The sequence below is a fragment of the Cupriavidus basilensis genome (genome assembly GCF_029335485.1).
Classification (GTDB): Bacteria; Pseudomonadota; Gammaproteobacteria; order Burkholderiales; family Burkholderiaceae; genus Cupriavidus; species Cupriavidus basilensis_E.
This window is the reverse complement of sequence record NZ_JARJLM010000631.1, coordinates 1-4,644: the sequence shown is the minus strand read 5'-3', so window position 1 is coordinate 4,644 and position 4,644 is coordinate 1. Positions and strand designations below refer to the sequence as shown.

General features: G+C 64.4%; 5 protein-coding genes. All 5 read left to right on the top strand.

Annotated features, from left to right (window positions below):
- Positions 1-447: recombination regulator RecX (gene recX, locus P3W85_RS38805; RefSeq protein ID WP_276268703.1), on the top strand; the 447-nt coding region annotated here is incomplete at its 5' end.
- A gap of 324 nt (positions 448-771) precedes the next feature.
- Positions 772-1,446, top strand: coding sequence for a DUF2889 domain-containing protein (locus P3W85_RS38800; RefSeq protein ID WP_017229592.1), 675 nt, complete (start codon positions 772-774; stop codon positions 1,444-1,446).
- A 69-nt stretch (positions 1,447-1,515) separates the two neighbouring features.
- Entirely contained in the window at positions 1,516-2,682 is a 1,167-nt protein-coding gene (gene sucC / locus P3W85_RS38795) for an ADP-forming succinate--CoA ligase subunit beta (RefSeq protein WP_276268702.1), read from the top strand.
- Between the two features lie 81 nt (positions 2,683-2,763).
- On the top strand, positions 2,764-3,645 hold the full coding sequence (gene sucD, locus P3W85_RS38790) for a succinate--CoA ligase subunit alpha (protein WP_276268701.1): 882 nt from the start codon (positions 2,764-2,766) through the stop codon (positions 3,643-3,645).
- A gap of 303 nt (positions 3,646-3,948) precedes the next feature.
- Positions 3,949-4,644, top strand: coding sequence for a TerC family protein (locus P3W85_RS38785; RefSeq protein ID WP_276268700.1), 696 nt, complete (start codon positions 3,949-3,951; stop codon positions 4,642-4,644).

The following is a 4,644-nucleotide window of genomic DNA, read 5'->3' as shown; positions in this document are numbered from 1 at the left end:
TCCCTGAAAGCCCGCGCAGTCGGCTACCTCTCGCGGCGCGAGCACAGCCGGGCCGAACTGGCCCGCAAGCTGGTCCCGCATGCCGAGTCGCCGGAAGCGCTGGAGCAGCTGCTGGACGCGCTGGAGCGCGAGAACTGGCTGTCCAACGAGCGCTTCGTCGACAGCCTGGTGCACCGCCGCGCTGCCCGCTACGGCGCTGCCCGCGTGATGCAGGAAGCCCGCACTCACCAGCTTGGCGGCGATCAGCTCGCCGACCTGCAGGAGCGCCTGCGCGCATCCGAGCTGGAGCGCGGCCGGGCGGTCTGGCAGAAACGCTTCGGCACGCCGCCAGCCACCCCTGAAGAAAAGGCCAGGCAGATCCGTTTCCTGGTGGCGCGCGGTTTCTCGCGCGCGGTGGTGAGCGAGGTGATCAAGGGTGCCGACGAATGGCTGGATGGCGCCGACTGAAGATCTGGTGCGCGGCGCGCCACGCTGGCGGCGCCGGGCGACGTTCCCGAGGCCCTTGCACCGGCCCGGTGCGCATACCTGCATTGCTAGTAGGCGTATAGGGGAGGGATAAGGGCTGGCCATCCGCTGTTCGCAGACGGGCTCGAGCCCCGCTTCAGCCTGCGCTGCCGCACATTTCGCCGGTCCACGGCGCCTGTCCGTCACCCGACAATCCCCGGCAACAGCGCCGCGCGCGGTTTGTTCCCGGCCAAAGTTGTGCGGCATGTTAAAATCCTGCGGTTTTCCGGTCCAGCCGTCCTTTTCTCCCCGCTCCAGCCTGGTTTTATGCCGCTTTCCCCACCCGTCAATCGCACCCTGCGCCACCGTCGTGCCATCACGGCCGAGGCCTACCTTAGGGACGATGGCCTGTGGGATATCGAGGCGCGCCTGACCGACACCAAGCCGCGCGAGATTCCGCTGGCCGGTGGCGGCGTGCGCCCGGTGGGACAGCCGCTGCACGACCTGTGGCTGCGCGTCACCATCGACCTGCGCATGAATGTGGTGGACGCCGATGCCTGTTCCGACTGGGTGCCTTATCCCGGCCAGTGCGACACCATCGGCCCGGCCTACCGCAAGCTGATCGGCCTGAACCTGATGAAGGGCTTCCGCCGCGCGGTGCGCGAGCGGCTGTCGGGCGTGTCGGGCTGCACCCACCTTACCGAGCTGGCCGGCGTGCTGCCGACCACGGCGATCCAGGCCTTTGCCGGCGATGTCTTCAACATCCGCGACGCCGGCACCGAAGATACGAATCCCGAGCCCCCTTATCAGCTGCACGGCTGTCACGCCCTGCATTTCGAAGGTGAGGTGGTGCGTCAGTTTTACCCGCGCTGGTATGGTCACCAGCCAAAGCCGAGGATCAAGACCGAAGGGTCGCCACCCCCGGCGGCGCAGCCACTGGAGGCGTTCGCCGCCGCCGGTGACGGCGCCATGTCCCGCAGGCCAACCGGCACCTCCGGCTAAGCCAGGCCGGCCTGCAATCCGCCGAGATTCCATCTCCACACTTTTACGCCTACCCGAAAGGAAACACGCATGAATATCCATGAGTACCAAGGCAAGGAAATCCTGCGCAAATACAATGTGCCGGTTCCGCGCGGCATCCCGGCATTCTCGGTCGAAGAGGCCCTGAAGGCAGCCGAACAACTGGGTGGCCCGGTCTGGGTCGTCAAGGCGCAGATCCACGCGGGTGGCCGCGGCAAGGGTGGCGGCGTGAAGGTGGCCAAGAGCATCGACGAGGTCAAGACCTACGCCAGCAATATCCTGGGCATGACCCTGGTCACGCACCAGACCGGCCCGGAAGGCAAGAAGGTCAACCGCCTGCTGATCGAAGAAGGCGCGGACATCAAGAAGGAACTGTACGTCAGCCTGGTGGTTGACCGCGTTTCGCAAAAGGTGGCCCTGATGGCCTCCAGCGAAGGCGGCATGGACATCGAGGAAGTCGCTGCCCACAGCCCGGAAAAGATCCACACCCTGATCATCGACCCGGCTACCGGCCTGGCCGACGCTGACGCCGACGACATCGCCCGCAAGATCGGCGTGCCCGACGCAAGCGTTGCCCAAGCCCGCCAGGCCCTGCAAGGCCTGTACAAGGCATTCTGGGATACCGATGCATCGCTGGCTGAAATCAACCCGCTGATCCTGACCGGCGACGGCAAGGTGATCGCACTGGACGCCAAGTTCAACTTCGACTCCAACGCCCTGTTCCGTCACCCGGAAATCGTCGCTTACCGCGACCTGGACGAAGAAGACGCCAACGAAATCGAAGCATCGAAGTTCGACCTGGCCTACATCTCGCTGGACGGCAACATCGGCTGCCTGGTGAACGGCGCCGGCCTGGCCATGGCCACCATGGACACCATCAAGCTGTTCGGCGGCGAGCCGGCCAACTTCCTCGACGTGGGCGGCGGTGCCACCACCGAGAAGGTGACCGAAGCATTCAAGCTGATGCTGAAGAACCCGAACCTGAAGGCCATCCTGGTCAACATCTTCGGCGGCATCATGCGTTGCGACGTGATCGCCGAAGGCGTGATTGCTGCATCCAAGGCCGTGTCGCTGTCCGTGCCGCTGGTCGTGCGCATGAAGGGCACCAACGAAGAGATCGGCAAGAAGATGCTGGCCGACTCGGGCCTGCCCATCATCGCGGCCGACACCATGGAAGAAGCCGCCCAGAAGGTCGTGGCAGCTGCCGCGGGCAAGTAAGCCAGACGCGAACACGAACGCCAGCAGCGCGCCGGGGCCAGGCCCCCGTGCGCTGCTTTGAGCCAAGCAAAGGATTACAGCATGTCGATTCTGATCAATAAAGACACCAAGGTCATCACCCAGGGCATCACCGGCAAGACCGGCCAGTTCCACACCCGTGGCTGCCGCGACTACGCCAACGGCAAGAACTGCTTCGTTGCCGGCGTGAACCCGAAGAAAGCCGGCGAAGACTTCGAAGGCATTCCCATCTACGCCAGCGTCAAGGATGCCAAGGCATCCACCGGCGCCACCGTTTCCGTGATCTACGTGCCGCCCGCCGGCGCCGCTGCCGCCATCTGGGAAGCCGTCGACGCCGACCTGGACCTGGTGGTCTGCATCACCGAAGGCATTCCTGTCCGCGACATGATGGAGCTCAAGGACAAGATGCGTAAGGGCAACAAGAAGACCCTGCTGCTGGGACCGAACTGCCCGGGCCTGATCACGCCTGACGAAATCAAGATCGGCATCATGCCGGGCCACATCCACCGCAAGGGCCGCATCGGCGTGGTGTCGCGCTCGGGCACGCTGACCTATGAAGCCGTGGGTCAGCTGACCGCGCTGGGCATGGGCCAGTCGTCGGCCGTGGGCATTGGTGGCGACCCCATCAATGGCCTGAAGCACATCGACGTCATGAAGATGTTCAACGACGATCCCGAAACCGACGCCGTGGTCATGATCGGCGAGATCGGCGGTCCGGACGAAGCCAATGCGGCCGAGTGGATCAAGGACAACATGAAGAAGCCGGTGGTTGGCTTCATCGCTGGCGTGACCGCGCCTCCGGGCAAGCGCATGGGCCACGCCGGCGCGCTGATCTCGGGCGGTGCCGACACGGCGCAGGCCAAGCTGGAAATCATGGAAGCCTGCGGTATCAAGGTCACCAAGAATCCGTCGGAAATGGCTCGCCTGCTGAAGTCGATCCTGTGATCCTGTGATTCTGCAGTAGCAGCCATAAGCTGCGTTCCCGCCCCTCGGGCGGGGATGATTGCCTGCCCGGTGCAAGTCCGGGCCCCCATGCCCCCGCCTTCGTGCGGGGGCATGTCATTCCGGAGAGCCGAGCCCTAGGGTATCTCCGGAGGCGCATGACATGGCGATTGAAACCAAATCGAAAGCTTGATACGGTAAATCTGCATGTCTGAAAACTCAGACATCCGAAATTCCGCAGACAATGCAGTCGTCGTGTGGCGTTCGTACCATAATTTAGAATTTAGAAACCCGAGGAGTTTTACCGTGGAACTGTTGTCCTCCACCGCGTTCTGGATCGCGCTGGGATCCATTATCCTGACCAACATCGTGCTCTCCGGCGACAACGCCGTGGTGATCGCGCTGGCCTCCCGCAACCTGCCGCCGGCCCAGCAGAAGAAAGCCATCTTCTGGGGCAGCGCCGCCGCCATCATCATGCGGGTGGTGCTGACCGTTGCCGCGGTCAAGCTGCTGAGCCTGCCGTACCTGAAGATCGTCGGCGCCCTGCTGCTGGTCTACATCGGCGTGCAGCTGCTGACCGGCGACGACGACGAGGACGGCCACGATGCCAAGGACAATATCTGGGCCGCGATCCGCACCATCCTGATCGCCGACCTGGTGATGTCGCTGGACAATGTGGTGGCCGTGGCCGCCGCGGCGCAGAAGGGGCCGGAAGGCAGCCAGCTGATGCTGCTGATCCTGGGCCTGGGCCTGTCGATTCCGCTGATCGTGTTCGGCAGCACCATCCTGCTCAAGGTGATGGACCGCTTCCCCATCATCATCGTGCTGGGCGCCGCGCTGCTGGGCTACCTGGCCGGCGAGATGCTGGTCAGCGACCCGGTCGATGCCGCCTGGTTCGAGATGCATGTGCCGCATGCCCACCTGGTGTTCGGCGCGCTTGGCGCGGCACTGGTGGTGGTGGTCGGCAAGCTGCTGCAGAAGCGCTCGGCGCAGCCGGCCTGA